Genomic DNA, 19,043 nt, shown 5'->3' on the forward strand with positions numbered 1-19,043 from the left:
TTGACCCTGCCTTTGTTATTTGCTGACAAAGAAGGAAAAAACGTGGTTTTTCCTTCTTTGTGGTTAAAAAAGCTTTTACAAAAAAAAACCACCAATCTCTCGCATATAGTTCGCCGTTTTTTCTACTGCCTTTGTGGTTTCTGGACTTCCAGGCTTTAAACTCCCTCCAATCCCGGCTAGCATCATGTCTCACAGGTAAATTTGAGATGAAGCTATTGAACCAGTGGCACTTTTTTCCCCGATCGTTACGCCAGCTCGTGATGATGGCTTTTTTGCTGGTGCTGGTTCCGTTGCTGGTTCTTGCCTGGCAGGCCTGGCAGAGCCTGAACGCGCTTAGCGCGCAGGCCGCACAAACCAACCGTACCACGCTAATCGATGCCCGTCGCAGCGAGGCGATGACCAACGTAGCCCTCGAAATGGAACGCAGCTATCGCCAGTACTGCGTGCTGGACGACACAACGCTTGCAAAGGTTTACCAGGGGCAGCGTAAGCGCTATGCGGAAATGCTTGATGCCCACACGGGTGTGCTCCCTGACGATCATCTCTATCAGGCGCTGCGCCAGTCCTTAAACAGTCTTGCCGCGCTACAGTGTAAAAACAGCGGTCCCGACGCGGCGGCTGCGTTACACCTTGAAAAATTTGCAACGGCCAACGCTGAAATGGTCCAGGCCACGCGTACGGTAGTGTTTTCTCGCGGCCAGCAGCTCCAGCAGGAAATCGCCGAACGCGGTCAGTTCTTTGGCTGGCAGGCGCTGGTGCTGTTTTTACTGAGCCTCGGGCTGGTGATTATTTTTACCCGCATGATTATCGGTCCGGTGAAAGGCATTGAGCGGATGATAAATCTGCTTGGTGAAGGACGCTCGCTGGGCAACTCCGTTTTGTTTAAAGGCCCGCGCGAACTGCGCTCTGTTGGTCAGCGTATCGTCTGGCTAAGCGAACGCCTTTCCTGGCTTGAATCGCAACGTCATGAATTTTTGCGGCATATTTCCCATGAATTAAAAACGCCGCTTGCGAGCATGCGTGAGGGGACAGAGCTGCTGGCCGACGAAGTTGCCGGGCCGCTGACGGCCGATCAAAAAGAGGTGGTGGAAATTCTGGATAACAGCAGTCGCCACCTGCAGAAACTGATCGAACAACTGCTGGATTACAATCGCAAGCTGGCGGACGGCCAGATAGAGCTGGAAAAGGTGCGGCTTGCGCCATTAGTCGAGGTGGTAATCTCTGCCCACAGTTTGCCGGCACGGGCTAAAATGATGCATACCGAGTGTGACCTCAGTCCCGTGGCCTGTCTGGCGGAACCCATGTTGCTTATGAGCGTGCTGGATAATCTCTATTCCAATGCGGTGCACTATGGCAGTGAATCCGGTACCATTTACCTGCGCAGCTCACAGGTTGGCTCTGCGTTACGTATCGAGGTGGCGAATACCGGGCAACCTATTCCGGCCACCGAACGGGAGATGATCTTTGAGCCTTTTTATCAGGGCAGTCTACAACGTAAAGGTGCGGTCAAAGGCAGTGGCCTGGGGCTGAGCATCGCTCAGGATTGTATCCGCCGTATGCACGGCGAGCTGCGTCTGGTTGAGGACAACACAACCGATGTCTGTTTCCGTATCGAATTGCCCGTCTTTCCCGAGAATGATTAAAAATGAAAGTGACACTATTCCATCGCCGTATTGGCGTACTTCTACTGCCATTAATGCTGGCAGGCTGCGTGCAAGATACGGTAACCAGCTCCATTAAACAGCCCCATCAGCTACAAGAACCGGAGCAGAAACTGGCGGATTATCTCTCCACCGACTGTATGGAAATCTGGCACATTGAGGGATATGAAGCGGTTAACAACCCCTTGTTCTGGCTGCGCGGTATGGACTGCGCGGAACGATTGTCGCCAGCAGAAGCGCGGACGGAAGCCCGCAGGTGGGCAGACGATACCTGGCAGGACACCTTTAAGCGCGGCATCCTGTTAGCTAACGCCAAAATCACCCCAACAGAACGCCGTCGTTATATGACTCAGCTCGATACGATGGCGAGTGAAGTTCCTGCCCAGGTACGGCCGCTCTTCCAGCTATGGCGCGATGGCCAGGCTTCATTGCTCGACCTTTCTGATGAGCGTACGCGCTATAGCAAGCTCCAGCAATCGGCGGATGGGGAGCTGGATACGCTGCGCGAGCAGCAGCAACGCCTGCGTAGTCAGTTGGATCTGACCACCCGCAAGCTTGAAAATCTGACAGATATCGAACGGCAGCTTTCCAGCCGCAAACCAGCCAGCAGCTATCTGCCGGAAGGCGGACGAGACGCCGAAAAGGTAGCTCCGGCTCCGGCGGCGCAGGGCAAGGCGGATGACGATATCGCTAAGCCCGCTCCCGAAACGGATAATAAAAATCAGCAGGAGGCAAAACCATGACACAACGCAAACCGGCCCGATTGCTGCTTGTTGATGACGATCCGGGGTTGCTCAAGCTCCTCGGCATGCGTCTGGCAAGCGAAGGCTATACCGTTTCGACGGCGGAAAGTGGTGCAGAAGGGCTTCGGTTGCTCGGGCGGGAAAAAATCGATCTGGTAATAAGCGATCTGCGCATGGATGAAATGGACGGCATGGCGCTGTTCGCGGAAATCCAGAGGATGCAGCCGGGGATGCCGGTTATCATTCTCACCGCTCACGGTTCGATTCCGGACGCCGTTGCCGCCACGCAGCAGGGCGTGTTCAGCTTCCTGACCAAGCCGGTAGACAAAGACGCGTTGTATCAGGCTATCGATGATGCGCTGGTGCACACCGTCGCCGCGGGCGATGACATGTGGCGCGAAACGATAGTCACCCGCAGCCCGAATATGCTCCGTCTGCTGGAGCAGGCGCGCATGGTTGCGCAGTCCGATGTCAGCGTGCTGATTAACGGACAAAGCGGTACCGGAAAGGAGATTCTGGCGCAGGCAATCCACAACGCCAGCCCGCGCAGTAAAAACGCATTCATTGCTATTAACTGCGGCGCGTTGCCGGAGCAGTTGCTTGAATCGGAGCTGTTTGGTCATGCGCGCGGGGCGTTTACCGGCGCGGTGAGCAGCCGGGAAGGGCTGTTCCAGGCGGCGGAAGGCGGTACGTTATTCCTCGATGAGATTGGCGATATGCCGATACCTTTACAGGTTAAGCTGCTGCGCGTCCTGCAGGAACGCAAAGTGCGTCCTTTGGGCAGCAACCGCGATCTGGATATTAACGTGCGTATTATCTCCGCGACCCACCGCGACCTGCCAAAAGCGATGGAGCGCGGCGAGTTCCGCGAAGATCTATTCTATCGCTTAAACGTGGTGAACCTGAAAATTCCGGCGCTGCACGAGCGTGCGGAAGATATCCCGCTGCTGGCAAATCATCTGTTGCGCCAGTCGGCCGACCGCCACAAGCCGTTTGTGCGCAGCTTCTCAACCGACGCGATGAAACGCTTAATGGCCGCAAGCTGGCCGGGTAACGTGCGTCAGCTGGTTAACGTTATCGAACAGTGTGTGGCGCTGACTTCCGCTCCTGTTATCAGTGAAGCGCTGGTCGAGCAGGCGCTGGAAGGTGAAAACACCGTCCTGCCGACGTTTGTCGAGGCGCGTAATCAGTTCGAACTCAATTATCTGCGCAAGCTGCTGCAAATCACTAAAGGCAACGTTACCCATGCAGCGCGCATGGCGGGGCGCAATCGCACTGAATTCTATAAATTACTCTCCCGGCATGAACTCGATGCCAATGACTTTAAAGAGTAGTCTATGGTAATTTGAGCAACCGATTACCATGCTTGCAGCACACATAAGTTGTGCGGAAATGACAGAGAAAATCATGAAAAAAATTGACGCGATTATTAAGCCGTTCAAACTGGATGACGTGCGCGAAGCGCTGGCGGAAGTTGGTATCACCGGCATGACGGTGACCGAAGTAAAAGGCTTTGGCCGCCAGAAAGGGCATACCGAACTGTATCGCGGTGCCGAATATATGGTGGATTTTCTGCCGAAGGTAAAAATTGAAATCGTGGTCACCGACGATATCGTCGATACCTGCGTGGACACGATTATCCGTACCGCTCAGACCGGCAAAATCGGCGATGGTAAAATCTTTGTCTTTGACGTGGCGCGCGTGGTGCGTATCCGCACCGGCGAAGAAGACGACGCGGCGATTTAAGTTTTACCCCTTTCCGTTCCGCATTCGCGGCCTCGTGGTAAAACAGATCCGGTTCACTGTCCGTAAGCAAAGACGGTGCGCCGGATCCACGTCAGCTCTTCCTTCCTGCCTTATCAATCAGCTCGCCAGTTGTTTTAATACCTGAGTAAATTCCAGAGTTATCTTTTCTTGCTGGCTATGGTGTCCGTCCTCGATAACCCAGCGTCCGCCGGTCATTACCGCGCGAATGGGACTGGAGGCGCAGGCGAAGATCCAGCGGTTGAGCAGCATCTCGTCCTGAGCGCTGGCAATGAAAGGATCCCGCTCGTCAAGCACCAGCAGATCGGCGCGATAGCCCACGCTTAGCTGGCCGATGTTCTGGCCCAGCGCCTGAGCGCCGCCGCGTAATGCGCCCTTATACAGCACGTTGCCGATGTGCGGCTCTCCCGGTGTGTAAAGCCTGTTGCGGCGCTGGGCGTGCAGGCGCTGTCCGTATTCAAACCAGCGTAAATCCTCGGTGACGCTGACGCTGATATGGCTGTCCGAGCCGATGCCCCAGACGCCGTTGCAGGCCAGGTAATGTTGTCCAGGGAAGATCCCGTCGCCCAGGTTGGCCTCCGTCGTCAGGCAAAGACCCGCCACGGCGCCGGACGCTGCGATTTTTACCGTCTCCTGCTGGGTCAGATGAGTGGCGTGAATCAGGCACCAGCGGTCGTCCACCGGCACATGGTTGTACAGCCATTCAACCGGGCGTTCACCGGCCCAGGCCAGACAATCATCCACCTCTTTTTGCTGCTCTGCGATATGGATATGAATCGGCTGCTGCCCTGGATGGCAGGCCAGCACGGTCTCAATCTGCCCGGGCGTAACGGCGCGCAGAGAGTGAAAGCACAGCCCGGTGCGCTGCATTGGTTCGTGAGCCAGCCGGGAGGTGAGCGTTTCGTACAGCGCCAGGTAGCTGTCGCTGTCGTTGATAAAGCGGCGCTGTCCGATGGAGGGCGGTTGGGCCCCAAATCCTGAGTGGCTATAAAGTACGGGCAGCAATGTCAGGCCGATGCCGGCGTTTTTGGCCGCGCTGGCAATGCGCAATGCTAATTCCGCGCGTTCTCCATAAGGGGCGCCCGTGCTGCTGTGATGCAGATAGTGGAATTCCGCCACGGCGGTGTATCCGGCCTTGAGCATTTCGATATACAGATAGGTGGCGACCGTCTCGAGCTGCTCCGGAGTGATTTTATCCACCAGCTTGTACATCAGATCGCGCCAGGTCCAGAAACTGTCAGATGGGTTGCCCGCCACCTCCGTCAGCCCGGCCATGGCCCGCTGGAAGGCGTGTGAATGGAGGTTGGGCATTCCCGGCACGACGGGCCCTTTGATAAGCGTCGCCTGCGGGTCAGGTTGGGTATCCTTCTCCAGGGCCGTGATGATACCTTCTTCAGAGACGGTTATGCCGACATTACGCGCCCAGCCGTCAGGCAAGAGCGCTTTTTCTGCGAACCAGACTGCCATGTTATCACCTTGTTTTCAGCTTGTTGTAAATGTATATACATGTACATAGATATACATCTAACAGGTCATAGAGTAAACTAACAAAGTCAGCAGATTGAGGAATGATTAATGGCGCACAATGACCTGGCAAACCCGGCTTCCGTGGGTGAGCTACCTGAGCATCCGGCCCCTTTTTATGAAAGGGTGAAGGCGATGATCAAAACCAAAATCCACAGCGGAGCCTGGCCCGTTAACTACCGTGTTCCTTCCGAAAGCGAACTGGTTACGCTGTTTGGCTATAGCCGGATGACGGTCAACCGTGCGCTGCGCGAGCTGACGGCTGAGGGGCTTTTAGTGCGTATGCAGGGCGTGGGAACTTTTGTGGCGGAAATCCGCGGCCAGTCAGCGCTGCTGGAAATCAACAATATCGCCGATGAGATTGCCAGCCGGGGCCATCGCCACCATGCCCGGGTCTTCAGGCTGACGGAAATAGAAGCCGATGCGCAGCAGGCGCTCAGCTTTGGTATGCAACAGGGCAGCGCGCTATATCACTCTCTGATTTGCCACTACGAAAACGGCGTGCCGGTCATGCTCGAAGATCGCCTGGTGAACACTCAGGTCGTGCCGGACTATCTCCAGCAGGACTTTACCCGCATTACCCCCAACGCCTATCTATCTTCGATTGCGCCCATCGTTGAAGGCGAGCACGTTATCGAGGCGGTTAACGTCAGCCGGGCGGAATGCGTCTGGCTGGAAATCGACGAGCATACGCCTTGCCTGATGGTCAACAGGCGTACCTGGACCGGTCGTCAGGAGAAGAAAATCGTCACCAGCGTGCGCCTGGTCTACCCCGGCTCCCGCTACCGTCTGGAAGGAAGCATGCGCAAATGATCCGTTTGCTATCCGCCGGGCAGTATACAGATATGCCCTGGAAGAACGGTCAGGGCATTACCCGCGAAGTGTGCCGCTATCCGCAGGATGGCGACTACGACTGGCGCATCTCCCTGGCGACCATTCGCGAGGCGGGCCCGTTTTCAGCTTTCCCCGGCTACCTGCGCAATATCAGCGTACTGGAAGGCGAAGGAATGTTCCTGACGATTGACGGCCAGCGCAGTCCGCTAATCGCGCCTTTCCAGGCCCTTGGTTTCAACGGCGCGAGCACCGTTTCCTGTGAGATTATCGGCGGCCCGCTGCTGGATTTTAACGTCATCTATCGCGAAGCTGAGATCCGGACCACCGTGGAGTGGAGCGGGGCCAAAGAGTGGCTTTATGAGGGCGGTTTGCGGGTGCTGTTTAACGCCGGGCCCGCCTTACGGGTGACGGTGGGTGGCGAACCGTATACGCTAAACCATTATGACAGCCTGCTGGTGGATGAGCCGGGGAATCTGGTTATCCACGCCGAACATAGTGAAGCCCGGCTGGCGCGTATCACTCTTTTCTCACGTTAATCACCACGAGCAGCATGGCCGCCCGTGGCCAGTCGTTTTACTCCCCTACACACATTTCCTGTAGCATCGCGCTGAGCTTTCCACGATTAATGAGATCCCGTAGCGCATGCATATCTGGATAAAGCGCCGTGTCTTTTTCCCGCCAGGGAACAACCTCGCGCACCAGGGCGAGCGTTGCTTCGCTGCCGACCGCGGCGCGCAGCGGGCGGTGGAACTCCAGCGCCTGACAGGCGCACAGCAGTTCAATCGCGACGATATCCACGGCGTTCTCCACCGCCTTCAGCGCCTTGCGGGCAGCCGAAACGCCCATGCTCACATGATCTTCCTGCCCGGCGCAGGTAGGCACCGTGTGGATGCTGGCGGGTCCCGCCAGGCTGCGGTTATCCCCGGCCAGCGCGGCGGCGACGTAAGGCGGAATCATCATTCCGGAACAGCCCGCTCCCGGCGTGACGAGAAAAGCAGGCAGCCCGCTCAGATGCACGTTGGTGATACGGTCGGAACGAGCCTGGGAGGCGGTGCTCAGTTGGGCTATCGCGATAGCCAGCGAGTCCAGCGCCAGCGCGACCGGCGCTCCATGACCATTTCCACCCGGCAGAACGGTAAGCTGCTGCTCCTCGACCAGGAACAGCGGATTATCGGTTACCGAATTCAGCTCGGTGGTAACAATCTGCCGACAGTTTGCCAGCTGATCGCGCACCGCGCCGTGAATCTGAGGAATGCAGCGCAGGCTCAGGGCATCCTGAATTCGGTGATCGCGATAGCGGGTCAGAATCTCGCTGTCTTTCAGCAGGTGGCGCAGACGCCGGGCCGTTTCCTGCTGTCCGGGATGAGGGCGCAGGGCGTGCAGTCTGGCATCGTATCCGCGAGTGTTGCCCCGCAGCGCTTCCAGACACATTCCTCCCGCCATATCGGCGACGGGAAGCAGACGCCCGAAGTCAGCTACCGCCAGGCAGGCCAGGGCGGTTATCTCATAGGTGCCGCCCACGAGGGCGTGTCCCTCTCTGGGTCCGGGCGCGTAAGGCGGGATGCCTGCCAGCGCCAGCGCTTTATCGGCAGGCAGCATTTCCCCCTGATACCAGCACCTTCCTTCGCCAAAGACCGCAAGACCGATATGGGCCGTAGCAATCAGATAGCCAACCGAGCCGCTACCCGGTGACCAGGGCGTAACCTGCTGATTCAACATATCGGCGATGCGCTGGGCCAGGGCTGGCGTCACGCCGCTATAACCTTGCAGCAGCGATTTTAACGTTACTACCATCATCGCCCGCACTTCCCGGAGGCTCAGATCCGGCCCTACGCCACAGGCGTGGCTGCGTAACATATTTAGCTGCGTGCCGGAAATCTGCTCCCTGGAGAGGCGGGTCGTCACCAGATCGCCCACGCCGGTCGTCAGCCCGTAAATAACCTGGCCTTCTTCAATAGCGAGTTCGATGCGCTGGCTAACCACGGCCATATTGTCCAGCGCCGCCTGGTCCAGCGCGACAGGAGCACCGTCGGCGATGCGCACAATATCATCTATGCTGCTCGGGTCGCGTCCCAGAATGACAGGGCTGTGCGGATGAGTTGTCATCGTCATGCCCTTACTTGCTGAATCCGTGCTTGACCAGCCACTGCTGCGCAACGTCGTCGATGCTGACAAACTCGGCGATCTGCTCATTCATATCGATAAGCTCCTCGGTGGTCAGTTCGGCGGAGACTTTATTCAGCGTGGTTGTGATGGTGTCGTTCAGCGTGTCGCTGGCGACAATCGGCACGATATTTTGCGCGGCGAACAGGTGCTTAGGATCTTCCAGCACGACGAGGCGATCTTTTTTGATAGCAGGCGTGGTGGAAAGCAGGTCGGCTACCTGAACCTGGTTATTTTTCATGGCGCTTAGCGTCAGCGGCCCGCCCACATCCAGCACCTTGAAGTTCTTAAAGTTCAGCCCGTACACTTCGCGCAGGCCAGACAGGCCTTCGTGGCGAGTTTTCCACTCTGCCGGGCCGCCCAGTACGAGCTGGCTGGCGACAGGCTGGAGGTCGGTAATGGTTTTGAGCTTGTACTTATCCGCCGTTTTTTGGGTGACGGCCAGCACATCGATATCCTGGGCCTGAGAGAAATCCAGCATTTTGACCTTCGCGGGCAGCTTGCTGGCCAGGGCGGTCGCAATCTCCTCGCTGCTGTGCGCTGCGTTTTTCGCGTCCAGGTAGCTCAGCAGCGCGCCGCTGTATTCAGGAATTAGGGTGATGGAGCCGTCCAGCAGGGCCGGGATATAGACTTCGCGGCTGCCGATGTTGAGCCTTTTCTCCACCGGAATGTTTTGCGCCTCCAGCGCTCCTGCATAAATGGTGCCCAGCAACTGGCTTTCCGGGAAGTCAGCCGAACCGACAACCACTTTCGGGGCGGCCCAGGCGGATGAGGTCACGGACATAAGCAGAGCGGAGCACAGCGTCAAAGCACGTTTTTTCACATTCATCTTTGTATCCTTTTATGGGCGGAGCGTGGTTATTGGTTTTTGACCCGCCGGGTAATACCGGGAGAAACGACCATTTTTTGCGAAACGGAAAACACGAAGTCGATTAGCAGCGCCAGCAGGGCAACCAGCACGGCACCCGCCGTCATCTGGCTGAAATCGTTAGCCGCGCGTCCGTCAATAATCAGGCGGCCAAGCCCGCCCAGCGAGACGTAGGCCGCGATGGTTGCGGTAGAGACAATCTGCAAGGTGGCGCTGCGCACGCCCGAAAGAATTAGCGGCAGCGCGCAGGGTAATTCCACCTGGGTCAGGATCTGGAACGGCGTGAGTCCCATTCCCCGAGCCGCATCATGTACATAGGGATCGACCGAGCGGATCCCCGCGTGAACGCCGAGGGCAATCGGCGGCAGCGCCAGCGCAACCAGTACCAGAATGCAGGGCAGGATAAACGCCATATCGGACTCAAACGCGCCGGAAAGCAAAATCACCAGCAGAATAATCAGCCCGAACGAGGGCAGGGAGCGCAGGGCGTTTGTCGTGCCGATCAGCACCCCTTCACCTTTCCCGGTATGGCCGGTATAGCACCCCACCGGGAAGGCGATGACAAAAGCAATGACCAGCGCGACGAGGCTGTAGCCGATATGCTGCAACAGCAGAGGAAAAATGCCGTCGTCCCCAAACCAGTGGGCGGGATCCAGAAACCAGGTAGCCATAGTTATCCTCTCTGCGGTTGCCAGTGGCTTAGTTGACGGGTGACGTAGACCACCAGAATATCCAGCAGCAGCGCCAGAATGATACTCAGCACGATCCCGGCGATAATGGGGGTCAGGAACTGGAGCTGGAAGCCCTGGGTAAACAATGAACCGAGCTGCGGCGCGCCGATTAACGCGGCGACGGAGACGATGCTAACGTTGGAGACGACGGCAACCCGCAGGCCGGAACCAATAACCGGCACGGCCAGGGGCAGATCCACCTGGAAGAACTGCTGAGCGGGTTTATAGCCCAGCGCCGCGGCGGACTGGCGCGTATCGGCGGAGACGGAATCCAGCCCGTCGCAGACCGTGCGCACCAGCAACGCAAAGCTGTAGACCGTCAGCGCGACGACCACGTTAATAGGGTCCAGAATCTGGGTGTTGAGCAGCGGTGGCAGCAGCACGAACAGCGCCAGCGAAGGAATGGTATACAGCAGGCCAAAAAGGTTAATAATGGCCGATTTCACCGACGGCAGGTTGTTTACTCCCCAGCCTACGGGAATCGCCAGGAGCAGGCCAATGACCACCGGCACAATGGAGAGGTAGCAGTGCCAGAGCAGAAGACTGAAGATTTTATCACTTTGCGCCCATAGCCAGTCGAATCTCATCATGCCCCCTGCCGTGTGGATTTACACATATCGAGCACCTGATCCAGATGCACGCTTCCCTGCGGGATTTGCTGTTCATTGACGATAACCGCGCGGTGGTTGGGAGAGCTAAGCGCGGCGTCCAGCAGATGACGCAGCGCGCCGCCCTGCTGGTGGAAGGTGGCGCCCAGATTGATGTTGTCGAGGGTAATGGAGGTCACCGGCTGATGGGTATCGAACCAGCCAAAGGCTTTGCCGTTTTGGGTAACCAGCAGCCAGCGGTCCGTGGTTGCCGCTTTGGCCTTCTCAAGCGTGCAGTCCAGCTCCGCACAGGGTTCGCTTCGTAACACGGAAGCGGCATCGGTGCCGTGGAAGCTGAGTTTACGGTAGCCCCTGTCACGCCCGATAAAGTCTGCCACAAAATGGTTCTGCGGCGTGTTTAACAGCTCGCCGGGAGAGGCCATCTGCGCCAGCTTGCCGCCCGGTCTCAGCACCGCGACCAGATCGCCAAGCTTCATGGCCTCATCAATATCGTGGGTGACCATAATGATGGTTTTGCTCACCTCTTTCTGAATGCGCAGAAACTCTTCCTGAAGCTGTTCGCGAACCACCGGGTCAACCGCGCTGAATGGCTCATCCATCAGCATAAACTCCGGGTCAGCCGCCAGGGCGCGGGCCACGCCGACGCGCTGCTGTTGGCCACCGGAAAGCTGCCACGGAAAACGCTTTGCAATCTGCGGGTCCAGCCCCACGACTTCCAACAGCTCACCGGCCCTGATTCTGGCTTTGCTTTTGGGGATGCCATTGAGGATGGCGGTAGTGGCGATGTTATCGATGATGTTTTTATGCGGGAATAAACCCGCATTCTGAATGACGTAGCCGATGCGGCGGCGAAGCTGCACGATATCCATCTGGTCGGTAGCCTCGCCGTTAAGCAGGATCTTGCCGGAGGACGGTTCCACGAGGCGGTTGATCATCCGCAGCGAGGTTGTTTTTCCACAGCCGGAAGGGCCGACAAATACCGTAATTTTGCCCCCGGGTGCCACCAGGCTTAGGCCGTCTACTACCGAACCGTTGCCGTAGTGCTTGGTCACATTCTGGAAGGTAATCATCTTCACACCTCTGGTCGTTGTGTTGGGTTCCCGCCTGACGGGGAGCGAGGCGACAAACGGCTCCTGGCAGGATCTTATCCGCTCAGCTTCGCAGGTTTTTCTTGTACGCCTGTCTTGTATGTACTGTCTTGTATGTACAACTAGCAATGCTTGTGCCATGACCAAAATGAGCGCTGAGCTATCAGGCCATTTATCCATTTTAATTCATGTCGTTAATGCGTTTTTATGCCTGGTGTCTGCACCGTTTTTTGGCCGGGTTCAGGGTGTTGTGCATGCAATAAAAGCACAATTGTTAGCTGCTTGTAATGATTTTGTGCACAAAAATGAGGCATGGACGCTATTTTTTTGCACTTAAATGGCTCATTACTTATGCGTTTCGACGGTGATTTCCACCATTGTATTTAATGAATATTTATTAACTTATTGATATTTACTGTTTATTTTATTTTGTTGCTAATTTGGCATCCTATGTGCTTATCATGTATATACAAGACAGCGATGCACCATAACGTTAACACTCCAGCAACATGCAACAGATAACCGATGAGAAGGTAAAGCGCATGAGTAAGCAAGCAAACCGTTTTCGCGACGTTGAAATCAGAGCTCCACGTGGTACGAGGCTGAACGCAAAAAGTTGGCTCACCGAAGCCCCGCTGCGCATGCTGATGAATAACCTGGATCCCGACGTGGCGGAAAACCCGAAGGAACTGGTGGTCTACGGCGGCATAGGCCGGGCGGCCCGTAACTGGGAGTGTTACGACAAGATTGTCGAGAGCCTGAAAGAGCTTAACGATGACGAAACTCTGCTGATCCAGTCCGGTAAACCCGTCGGCGTTTTCCGAACCCACAGCAACGCACCGCGGGTGCTGATCGCCAACTCTAATCTGGTGCCGCACTGGGCAAACTGGGAACATTTTAACGAGCTGGATGCGAAAGGTCTGGCGATGTACGGCCAGATGACCGCCGGCTCATGGATTTATATCGGCAGCCAGGGCATTGTCCAGGGCACCTATGAAACCTTCGTCGAAGCCGGACGTCAGCACTACAACGGCAGCCTGCGCGGGCGCTGGGTATTGACCGCGGGCCTCGGTGGAATGGGCGGTGCTCAGCCGCTGGCGGCCACTCTCGCGGGCGCCTGTTCCCTGAACATTGAATGCCAGCAGTCGCGTATCGATTTCCGCCTGCGCACGAAATATGTCGATGAGCAGGCGCAGGATCTGGACGACGCGCTGGCGCGTATCGCCCGCTACACCGCCGAAGGGAAGGCGGTTTCCATCGCCCTGCACGGCAATGCGGCAGAGATTTTGCCCGAACTGGTAAGAAGAGGCGTGCGTCCGGATATGGTCACCGACCAGACCAGCGCCCACGATCCGCTGAACGGCTACCTGCCGCTGGGTATGGGCTGGGAAGAGTATCGCGACCGCGCTCAGACTCAGCCTGCGGAAGTTATCAGGGCGGCGAAGGCCTCCATGGCTGAACACGTCAAAGCCATGCTCGCCTTCCAGCAGCAGGGCGTGCCAACTTTCGATTACGGCAACAATATCCGCCAGATGGCAAAAGAGATGGGCGTGGAAAACGCTTTTGACTTCCCCGGCTTTGTCCCGGCCTACATTCGCCCGCTATTTTGCCGCGGCATCGGCCCGTTCCGTTGGGCAGCGCTTTCCGGCGACCCGGAGGATATTTATCGCACCGACGCGAAAGTTAAACAGCTTATTCCCGACGATGAACACCTCCACCGCTGGCTGGACATGGCCCGGGAAAGGATCAGCTTCCAGGGATTACCGGCCCGTATTTGCTGGGTTGGCTTAGGGCAGCGCGCGCGTCTTGGTCTGGCTTTCAATGAAATGGTGCGCAGCGGCGAGCTTTCTGCGCCTGTGGTGATTGGCCGCGACCATCTCGATTCCGGCTCGGTCGCAAGCCCTAACCGCGAAACCGAAGCGATGAAGGATGGCTCCGATGCGGTTTCCGACTGGCCGCTGCTAAACGCATTGCTGAACACCGCCAGCGGGGCGACCTGGGTTTCCCTGCACCACGGCGGCGGCGTTGGCATGGGCTTCTCCCAGCATTCCGGGGTGGTCATCGTCTGTGACGGAACTGACGAAGCGGCGGAGCGTATCGCGAGAGTATTAAGCAACGACCCGGCCACCGGCGTGATGCGTCATGCCGATGCGGGCTACGACATTGCTATTGAGTGCGCCAGGGAACAAGGGCTCAACCTGCCAATGATTGCGGATTAATTCCTGCGGTGAAGCGGCGCGGCGCGATGTCGCCCCTTCACCTTTAGCGGAGCGCTGCCATGAGTAACCAAAGCAACAACACATACATTGAAACACGTTCTATTGAGCCTGTTCCTGATAACGAGCGCCACGGCAGTATCTTCAGCCAGTTCACCCTCTGGCTGGGCGCGAACCTGCAAATCACCGCTATTGTGACCGGCGCATTAACCATCGTCTTCGGCGGGGATGTCTTCTGGTCGTTGGCCGGTCTGGCGCTGGGCCAGGTTGCCGGTGGGATTGTCATGGCGCTGCACGCAGCCCAGGGGCCGAAGCTTGGGATCCCGCAAATGATCAGCAGCCGCGTGCAGTTTGGCGTCTACGGCGCCTGCCTGCCGATTTTGCTGGTCTGCCTGATGTATCTGGGTTTTATCGCCACCGGCGTCGTCCTCTCCGGGCAGGCGATCTCTGCGGTTTTCCATACCTCTGAAACCGGCGGCATCCTGATCTTCGCTGTGGCGACGCTGGTTATCGCCTACGTCGGCTATCGCCTGATCCACCTGCTGGGCAAGCTGGCGAGCATCGTCGGTATTGTCGCGTTTATCTATCTGTTCTGGCGAATCAGCGCCTTTCAGCCGGTGGGCGAGTTGCTCACCGTCCGGGCCTTTAGCTGGAGCACGTTTTTAACGGCAACCGGCCTTTCAGCTTCCTGGCAAATCACCTTTGGCCCTTACGTGGCGGATTATTCCCGCTATCTGCCGCGCAACACTTCCAGCCGAAAAGTCTTTTTCGCCGTCGGAAGCGGAGCGGTGATTGGCGCTCAGATTGCGATGACCGTCGGCGTGCTGGCGGCTGCTATCTCGCAGGGCAAGCTGGTTGGTCATGAGGTGGATTACATCGTGGGATTAGGAGGAACCGGAGCGATTGCAACGCTGCTTTATCTGAGTATCGCCTTCGGCAAGCTGACCATTAATACCCTGAACGCCTATGGTAGCCTGATGTGTCTGGCTACGGTCTATAGCTGCGGGAAGCGGCAGGTCCGTATCAGCCAGCGGGTGCGTCTGGTAGTGCTGGCCCTGATTATTGCCCTCGCCACCGCCATCGCGATTATTGGCCAGCACTCCTTCCTCGCGGCGTTCAAATCTTTCCTGCTGTTCCTGCTGACTTTCTTTACGCCGTGGAGCGCAGTCAACCTGGTGGATTACTATTTCTTTAATCATCAGGAGATCGATCTGGCTGCCCTGAATGATCCTAACGGGAAATACAAGGCGTGGAATGCTACCGGCATCGGCGTCTATATCCTTGGTGTGGCGGTGCAGACTCCCTTTATCGACAGCGGCTTCTATTCTGGTCCGTTCGTCAAAATGCTGGGTGGGATTGATATCTCCTGGATAATTGGCCTGGTGCTGCCTGCCGCGGTCTATTACATTCTGCGCAAAGTGCAGTCCGCCAACCCGGCAGCCGGTACGGCCGCAACCCGCTAATGAGGTGCGATATGTATACCCTTTGGCATCACTGCCAGATTGCCACCATGGAGGGTGGCCGCTATCAGCTTATCGCCGACGGCGCGATGTTGACCCAGGGCAGCACGCTTTTCTGGGTTGGCCGCCGGGAGGATCTGCCGAATTTTCCCGTTGCCCAGCGGGTTGATTTACAGGGCCGGCTGGTCACGCCAGGGCTGGTGGATTGCCACAGCCACGCGGTATTTGGCGGCGACCGGGCGCGGGAGTTTGAAATGCGCCTTGAAGGGGCAAGCTACGCGGAGATTGCCGCCGCGGGAGGAGGCATCGCCAGCACGGTAAATGCCACGCGGCAGGCCAGCGAAGAGCAGCTTCTGGAAAGCGCGCGACGGCGCGTGGCTGCGCTCTGCCGGGACGGCGTCACGACGCTTGAGGTTAAGTCCGGCTACGGTCTGGATTTGCCGAACGAGAGGAAAATGCTGCGGATTGTTCGCAAGCTTAGCGAATCTCTCCCGCTCACCCTCCGCAGCACCTGCCTGGCCGCTCACGCGGTTCCGGTGGAATATCAGGGCAGGGCGGACGCGTGGATCGACTATATCTGCGAAAGCCTACTGCCAGAGCTTCACCAGGCAGGACTGGTCGACGCGGTGGATGCGTTTTGTGAACATCTGGCGTTTTCCCCGGATCAGGTGGAGCGCGTTTTCCTGACGGCCCATCGGCTGGGATTGCCGGTGAAGCTTCATGCCGAGCAGCTGTCGCTTCAGCACGGAGCCGCGCTGGCCGCTCGCTATCAAGCGTTGTCGGCGGATCATCTTGAGTATCTCTGTGAGGAGGATATTGCCCTCATGGCCCGTCAGAAAACCGTGGCCGTCCTGTTGCCCGGCGCGTTCTACTTTCTGCGGGAGAAACAGCTGCCGCCGGTGGAACTGCTGCGCCAGTATCAGATTCCCATTGCGCTTGCCAGCGACTTAAATCCGGGAACCTCTCCGGTGCTGTCGCTACGCCTGATGATGAATATGGCTTGCACGCTGTTCCGCATGACGCCGGAAGAGGCGCTGGCGGGCGTAACGATCAACGGCGCGAAGGCCCTGGGGCTGGACGAGGTTTGCGGCTCTCTGGAAGCGGGAAAAGAGGCCAGTTTTGTGGCATGGGATATTCAGCATCCGGCGGAGCTGAGCTACTGGCTGGGCGGCTCGCTTTCAAAGCAGGTTATTTATCAAGGTGAGGAGGTCTATCGTGATTAAGGCTTTTGATTTTCAGCAAGGAGAATTGCCGCTGCTGGTTAGCATGCCCCATCCGGGAACGTTATTGACTCCGGAAATTGAACGAGGGCTCACGTCAAGGGCGCGACGGCTGGAAGATACCGACTGGCATATTCCATTGCTTTACAAGACCGTCGCGCAGATGGGAGCCAGCACGCTTTGCGCCCGCTATTCTCGTTATGTGGTGGATCTCAACCGCCCGGCGGACGATAAGCCTTTATACAGCACGGCAACGACCGGTCTGTTCACCGATATCTTTTTCGACGGGGAACCTCTTTTCCTGCCGGGTAGCGAGCCTGGACCGGCGGAGAAAGCTAAGATTCTTGAAACCGTCTGGCAACCTTATCACCAAACGTTGGCCAACGAGCTGGCGCGCCTGCGGGAGAAGTTTGGCTATGCGCTGCTGTGGGACGCGCATTCGATTAAATCCGTCGTGCCGCGCCTGTTTGAAGGGCGTCTGCCGGATTTGAACTTTGGAACCGCCGAAGGAGCAAGCTGTTCGCCCCAGCTCAGCGAGGCGCTGCTGGCCGGCTGTGATGATTTTCCGCAGTACAGTCGGGTATTCAACGGCAGATTTAAAGGCGGCCACATCACCCGCCACTACGGCAATCCTGCGAATCATATCCACGCGGTGCAGCTTGAAATGGCGCAGTGCATCTATATGGATGAGGAGAGCTTTGACTATCTTCCCGAGCGGGGAGAGCAGGTTCAGCGGCTACTGGAGAAGCTGATTCACACGGCGTTGCAGTGGGGACGGCAGCAGTACGGCGCGCCCTGAGGCTTGCGAGGGATTATCTCCCGACCGGGAAACCGATCGGGAGATAATTAATTGAAATTACATTACCTTATGTGGCCCGAAACATTCATAGTGAATGCGATCCTGGCCCACGCCCAGCTTCACCAGCTGCTCTGCGGCAAAGCGCATAAAGTTCACCGGGCCGCACAGATAGAACTGCATATCCGGCGCGCTGATTTTCCCTTCCTGCGCAAGCAAATCCATTAATCCTTCGCTGTCGAATTTTGCCTGAGCGCGATCGTTCTCGCTCGGCGTGCGGTACCAGACGTGACGTTCGAAGCGCGGCAGCTGTTCACCCAACGTCTGCACCTCATCGGCAAAGGCATGTACATCACCGTATTCGGCGGCGTGGAACCAGTTAACCTGAGCTGAATGGGCATTTTTAGCCAGGGTATCAAGCATCGCCAGCATCGGTGTTTGACCCACGCCCGCAGAAATCAACGTGACCGGGGTTTGGGCCGCAACTTCCATAAAGAAATCACCCGCAGGCGCGGCCAGATGCACTTCATCACCCACCTTCGCGTGATTATGCAGCCAGCTGGAAACCTGCCCCAGATCTTCACGTTTTACCGCTATACGATAGGTCTTGCCGTCGGGTTTGCGGGTTAAAGAATACTGGCGAATTTCCTGATGCGGGAAGCCTTCCGGTTTTAACCACACGCCAAGATACTGGCCCGGTTGATAATCGGCGATCGGCAACCCATCCACAGGCGCGAACTCAAAGCTGGTAATTAGCGCGCTCTGCGGTTCTTTTGCCATGATACGGAAGGCGCGGGTGCCTTCCCAGCCGCCGCTTTTAGCCGCATTCGCCTGGTAAAGTTCCGCTTCGCGATTAATAAATACGCCGGCCAGCACGCCGTAGGCTTTGCCCCATGCGTCCAGCACTTCCTGGCCCGGGCTGAACATCTCATCAAGCGTGGCTAACAGGTGACCGCCTACGATGTTGTATTGCTCAGGCTTGATCTGGAAACTTGTATGTTTTTGCGCGATTTTCTCTACCGCAGGCAGCAGCGCCGCAAGATTTTCAATATTTGTGGCGTAGGCGCAGATGGCGTTAAACAGCGCTTCACGCTGATCGCCGTTGCGCTGGTTGCTCATGTTAAAGATATCTTTCAGCTCGGGGTTATGGCTGAACATGCGGTCGTAGAAGTGGGCGGTAAGTTTTGGGCCGGTTGCGGCAAGCAGAGGAATGGTGGATTTCACAACGGCGATGGTTTGTGCATCAAGCATGGGTGGCTCCTGAAAAACAACGTGTTTTGTATAAGTGGTATTTTATATGCATCTTATAAAAATAAGCCCATGTTGTAAATGGGTTATTGTTGTTAACGACACGGATCACAGAAAGT

Annotated in this window: 17 protein-coding genes; 10 read left to right on the top strand and 7 right to left on the bottom strand. The window is 57.1% G+C overall.

Going from position 1 to position 19,043, the window contains the following annotated elements; translation table 11 throughout:
* Positions 1–206: 206 nt before the first annotated feature.
* From qseE to glnB, 4 genes are all read left to right on the top strand, one after another.
* Positions 207–1,643: a two component system sensor histidine kinase QseE/GlrK gene (qseE, locus tag E2L00_RS15875; protein WP_167613331.1), complete on the top strand. Its 1,437-nt coding sequence runs from the start codon at positions 207–209 to the stop codon at positions 1,641–1,643.
* A gap of 2 nt (positions 1,644–1,645) precedes the next feature.
* Positions 1,646–2,404 (top strand): two-component system QseEF-associated lipoprotein QseG, encoded by a 759-nt coding sequence (gene qseG, locus E2L00_RS15880; protein WP_167613333.1) that lies wholly within the window; start codon positions 1,646–1,648, stop codon positions 2,402–2,404.
* Positions 2,401–3,738, top strand: coding sequence for a two-component system response regulator GlrR (gene glrR / locus E2L00_RS15885; protein WP_167613335.1), 1,338 nt, complete (start codon positions 2,401–2,403; stop codon positions 3,736–3,738). The genes qseG and glrR overlap by 4 nt, the downstream gene beginning before the upstream one ends.
* Positions 3,739–3,811: 73 nt before the next feature.
* Positions 3,812–4,150: a nitrogen regulatory protein P-II gene (glnB, locus tag E2L00_RS15890; protein ID WP_002438074.1), complete on the top strand. Its 339-nt coding sequence runs from the start codon at positions 3,812–3,814 to the stop codon at positions 4,148–4,150.
* 117 nt (positions 4,151–4,267) lie between these two features.
* On the opposite strand, the gene E2L00_RS15895 is transcribed toward glnB, so the two are convergent.
* Positions 4,268–5,635, bottom strand: coding sequence for a formimidoylglutamate deiminase (locus E2L00_RS15895; RefSeq protein ID WP_167613337.1), 1,368 nt, complete (start codon positions 5,633–5,635; stop codon positions 4,268–4,270).
* Between the two features lie 108 nt (positions 5,636–5,743).
* Between E2L00_RS15895 and hutC the strand changes: the two genes are divergently transcribed.
* Positions 5,744–6,505: a histidine utilization repressor gene (gene hutC / locus E2L00_RS15900; RefSeq protein WP_167613339.1), complete on the top strand. Its 762-nt coding sequence runs from the start codon at positions 5,744–5,746 to the stop codon at positions 6,503–6,505.
* Positions 6,502–7,062, top strand: coding sequence for a HutD/Ves family protein (locus tag E2L00_RS15905; RefSeq protein WP_167613341.1), 561 nt, complete (start codon positions 6,502–6,504; stop codon positions 7,060–7,062). The genes hutC and E2L00_RS15905 overlap by 4 nt, the downstream gene beginning before the upstream one ends.
* Before the next feature lie 37 nt (positions 7,063–7,099).
* On the opposite strand, the gene E2L00_RS15910 is transcribed toward E2L00_RS15905, so the two are convergent.
* Genes E2L00_RS15910 through E2L00_RS15930 form a run of 5 tightly spaced genes read right to left on the bottom strand, consistent with a single transcriptional unit; the run spans position 7,100 to position 11,966 of the window.
* Entirely contained in the window at positions 7,100–8,638 is a 1,539-nt protein-coding gene (locus E2L00_RS15910; RefSeq protein WP_420808860.1) for an HAL/PAL/TAL family ammonia-lyase, read from the bottom strand.
* Between the two features lie 4 nt (positions 8,639–8,642).
* Positions 8,643–9,518: an ABC transporter substrate-binding protein gene (locus E2L00_RS15915; RefSeq protein ID WP_167613343.1), complete on the bottom strand. Its 876-nt coding sequence runs from the start codon at positions 9,516–9,518 to the stop codon at positions 8,643–8,645.
* A 29-nt stretch (positions 9,519–9,547) separates the two neighbouring features.
* Positions 9,548–10,228 carry an ABC transporter permease gene (locus E2L00_RS15920; RefSeq protein ID WP_167613345.1) on the bottom strand — a complete coding sequence of 227 codons (681 nt, stop codon included), beginning with the start codon at positions 10,226–10,228 and terminating at the stop codon, positions 9,548–9,550.
* Between the two features lie 2 nt (positions 10,229–10,230).
* Positions 10,231–10,875 (bottom strand): ABC transporter permease, encoded by a 645-nt coding sequence (locus E2L00_RS15925; RefSeq protein WP_167613646.1) that lies wholly within the window; start codon positions 10,873–10,875, stop codon positions 10,231–10,233.
* On the bottom strand, positions 10,875–11,966 hold the full coding sequence (locus E2L00_RS15930) for an ABC transporter ATP-binding protein (RefSeq protein WP_167613347.1): 1,092 nt from the start codon (positions 11,964–11,966) through the stop codon (positions 10,875–10,877). Before E2L00_RS15930 ends, E2L00_RS15925 begins: the two co-directional genes overlap by 1 nt.
* A gap of 560 nt (positions 11,967–12,526) precedes the next feature.
* Between E2L00_RS15930 and hutU the strand changes: the two genes are divergently transcribed.
* From hutU to hutG, 4 genes are read left to right on the top strand one after another with little or no spacing between them, the layout of a single operon-like run.
* Positions 12,527–14,203 carry a urocanate hydratase gene (gene hutU / locus E2L00_RS15935; RefSeq protein ID WP_167613349.1) on the top strand — a complete coding sequence of 559 codons (1,677 nt, stop codon included), beginning with the start codon at positions 12,527–12,529 and terminating at the stop codon, positions 14,201–14,203.
* Positions 14,204–14,262: 59 nt separating this feature from the next.
* The gene (locus E2L00_RS15940; RefSeq protein WP_167613351.1) at positions 14,263–15,663 is read left to right on the top strand and encodes a purine-cytosine permease family protein; all 1,401 of its coding nucleotides are present in this window, start codon (positions 14,263–14,265) and stop codon (positions 15,661–15,663) included.
* Between the two features lie 11 nt (positions 15,664–15,674).
* Positions 15,675–16,883, top strand: a complete 1,209-nt coding sequence (gene hutI, locus E2L00_RS15945) for an imidazolonepropionase (protein WP_167613353.1) — start codon at positions 15,675–15,677, stop codon at positions 16,881–16,883.
* On the top strand, positions 16,876–17,679 hold the full coding sequence (gene hutG, locus E2L00_RS15950; RefSeq protein ID WP_167613355.1) for an N-formylglutamate deformylase: 804 nt from the start codon (positions 16,876–16,878) through the stop codon (positions 17,677–17,679). Before hutI ends, hutG begins: the two co-directional genes overlap by 8 nt.
* 57 nt (positions 17,680–17,736) lie before the next feature.
* Here the strand turns inward: hutG and hmpA are convergent, their stop codons facing one another.
* Complete coding sequence (gene hmpA, locus E2L00_RS15955; protein WP_167613357.1) at positions 17,737–18,927, bottom strand: NO-inducible flavohemoprotein; 1,191 nt, start codon at positions 18,925–18,927, stop codon at positions 17,737–17,739.
* Positions 18,928–19,043: the final 116 nt, after the last annotated feature.

The organism is Cedecea colo (assembly GCF_011808225.1).
In the GTDB taxonomy this organism is placed as follows: Bacteria; Pseudomonadota; Gammaproteobacteria; order Enterobacterales; family Enterobacteriaceae; genus Dryocola; species Dryocola colo.

Bases quoted from the DNA above. Each gene is read 5' to 3' on its own strand.
- qseE (WP_167613331.1), top strand. From the start codon at position 207: ATGAAGCTATTGAACCAGTGGCACTTTTTTCCCCGATCGTTACGCCAG.
- qseG (WP_167613333.1), top strand. From the start codon at position 1,646: ATGAAAGTGACACTATTCCATCGCCGTATTGGCGTACTTCTACTGCCA.
- glrR (WP_167613335.1), top strand. From the start codon at position 2,401: ATGACACAACGCAAACCGGCCCGATTGCTGCTTGTTGATGACGATCCG.
- glnB (WP_002438074.1), top strand. From the start codon at position 3,812: ATGAAAAAAATTGACGCGATTATTAAGCCGTTCAAACTGGATGACGTG.
- E2L00_RS15895 (WP_167613337.1), bottom strand. From the start codon at position 5,635: ATGGCAGTCTGGTTCGCAGAAAAAGCGCTCTTGCCTGACGGCTGGGCG.
- hutC (WP_167613339.1), top strand. From the start codon at position 5,744: ATGGCGCACAATGACCTGGCAAACCCGGCTTCCGTGGGTGAGCTACCT.
- E2L00_RS15905 (WP_167613341.1), top strand. From the start codon at position 6,502: ATGATCCGTTTGCTATCCGCCGGGCAGTATACAGATATGCCCTGGAAG.
- E2L00_RS15910 (WP_420808860.1), bottom strand. From the start codon at position 8,638: ATGACGATGACAACTCATCCGCACAGCCCTGTCATTCTGGGACGCGAC.
- E2L00_RS15915 (WP_167613343.1), bottom strand. From the start codon at position 9,518: ATGAATGTGAAAAAACGTGCTTTGACGCTGTGCTCCGCTCTGCTTATG.
- E2L00_RS15920 (WP_167613345.1), bottom strand. From the start codon at position 10,228: ATGGCTACCTGGTTTCTGGATCCCGCCCACTGGTTTGGGGACGACGGC.
- E2L00_RS15925 (WP_167613646.1), bottom strand. From the start codon at position 10,875: ATGAGATTCGACTGGCTATGGGCGCAAAGTGATAAAATCTTCAGTCTT.
- E2L00_RS15930 (WP_167613347.1), bottom strand. From the start codon at position 11,966: ATGATTACCTTCCAGAATGTGACCAAGCACTACGGCAACGGTTCGGTA.
- hutU (WP_167613349.1), top strand. From the start codon at position 12,527: ATGAGTAAGCAAGCAAACCGTTTTCGCGACGTTGAAATCAGAGCTCCA.
- E2L00_RS15940 (WP_167613351.1), top strand. From the start codon at position 14,263: ATGAGTAACCAAAGCAACAACACATACATTGAAACACGTTCTATTGAG.
- hutI (WP_167613353.1), top strand. From the start codon at position 15,675: ATGTATACCCTTTGGCATCACTGCCAGATTGCCACCATGGAGGGTGGC.
- hmpA (WP_167613357.1), bottom strand. From the start codon at position 18,927: ATGCTTGATGCACAAACCATCGCCGTTGTGAAATCCACCATTCCTCTG.